The sequence below is a fragment of the Paraburkholderia sp. SIMBA_030 genome, from assembly GCF_046535245.1.
In the GTDB taxonomy this organism is placed as follows: Bacteria; Pseudomonadota; Gammaproteobacteria; order Burkholderiales; family Burkholderiaceae; genus Paraburkholderia.
Map to the genome: position 1 here is coordinate 1 of NZ_JAWRXB010000644.1, position 268 is coordinate 268.

A 268-nucleotide genomic window follows, 5' to 3' on the forward strand; every position below is an offset into this window, starting at 1 on the left:
TCTGTTGCTACAAGGCCGTGTACTCGGCAGGACTACGTTGCGTTCCAGCCGCCATCGACCTGGATGGTTTGCCCGTTCACATAGCCAGCAGCGTCGGATGCGAGGAACAGCACTACACTCGCCACCTCGGAGGGTTCGCCCGAGCGTTTTGGCGGGATGAGGAAGTCCATGATTTCGGGCGAAACCCCGATGCCGCGCTGCTGTGTTGAAACGAGATCCCCCAAAATCTCCTCGGAAGTCGCACGAAGGTTTGTCTTGATGACTCCCG

1 protein-coding gene is annotated in these 268 nt (G+C 58.6%); it reads right to left on the reverse strand.

Features of this window, described 5'->3' with window-relative positions; all coding sequences use genetic code 11:
- Positions 1–32 precede the first annotated feature (32 nt).
- The coding region (locus tag SB772_RS41535; RefSeq protein WP_410838716.1) for an SDR family oxidoreductase at positions 33–268 on the reverse strand (236 nt) is incomplete at its 5' end.